Annotated in this window: 1 protein-coding gene; it reads right to left on the reverse strand. The window is 66.2% G+C overall.

The genetic code is table 11. From position 1 onward, the window contains the following. On the reverse strand, positions 1-474 hold a 474-nt coding region (locus tag R2S09_RS40250; RefSeq protein ID WP_316746254.1), incomplete at both ends, for an alpha-glucosidase C-terminal domain-containing protein.

Here is a 474-nt window from a genome sequence, read left to right on the forward strand (position 1 = left end):
GAAGGCGCTCAGATCCAGCTCGGTGGGCTGGGCGAAGCGGGAGAAGTTGTGCACGCACAGGACGAGATCGTCCTCGTACTCGCGCAGGAACGCGATGACCGCGGGGTTGGAGGACTGCAGTTCGGTGTAGGAGCCGAGTCCGAAGGCGTGGTTCTGCTTGCGGATCTCGATCATGCGGCGGGTCCAGTGCAGCAGCGAGGACGGCGAGGACATGGAGGCCTCGACGTTGGTGACCTGGTAGCCGTAGACCGGGTCCATGATCGTGGGCAGGAAGAGGCGCCCGGGGTCGCAGGAGGAGAAGCCGGCGTTGCGGTCGGGGGTCCACTGCATGGGGGTGCGCACGGCGTCGCGGTCGCCGAGCCAGATGTTGTCGCCCATGCCGATCTCGTCGCCGTAGTACAGGATCGGGGAGCCGGGCAGGGACAGCAGCAGGGCGGTGAACAGTTCGATCTGGTTGCGGTCGTTGTCCAGCAG

The sequence above is a fragment of the Streptomyces sp. MK7 genome, from assembly GCF_032658145.1.
Classification (GTDB): Bacteria; Actinomycetota; Actinomycetes; order Streptomycetales; family Streptomycetaceae; genus Streptomyces; species Streptomyces spiralis.